Source organism: Microbacterium sp. Leaf203, assembly GCF_001421275.1.
In the GTDB taxonomy this organism is placed as follows: Bacteria; Actinomycetota; Actinomycetes; order Actinomycetales; family Microbacteriaceae; genus Microbacterium; species Microbacterium testaceum_A.
The window spans coordinates 1-298 of record NZ_LMKF01000002.1 but is presented as its reverse complement, the minus strand read 5'-3'; the positions used below and the strand labels follow the sequence as shown (position 1 = coordinate 298).

Below are 298 nucleotides of genomic sequence, written 5' to 3'. Positions count from 1 at the left end.
TACCGCGGCTCCACGGCGGGCGGGAAAGGCTGACAGATGATCCGCGATACCTCTCCGCTTGCAAAACTCTGGATCGCCGTCGTCTGGGTGGTGACGGGGTTCTTCATTCTCAACGTACTCGCCGTCATCGCGGCGGTGGTCGTTTCCTCGTTCGGAACGCGCTGGCTCGGCACGTGGCTGCCGGAAGGCTTCACGACGAAATGGTATGCCGCCTCATGGGCTGAATTCCAGCTCGACCATGTCCTCGTCGTGACGTTCCAGATCGTGCTCACCGTCGTGCTGCTCTCAGGCATACTCG

Annotated in this window: 1 pseudogene; it reads left to right on the top strand. The window is 61.4% G+C overall.

Annotated elements, in window-relative coordinates:
* Positions 1-36: 36 nt before the first annotated feature.
* Positions 37-298, top strand: a pseudogene (locus tag ASE56_RS01115) (hypothetical protein); the annotation flags it as partial.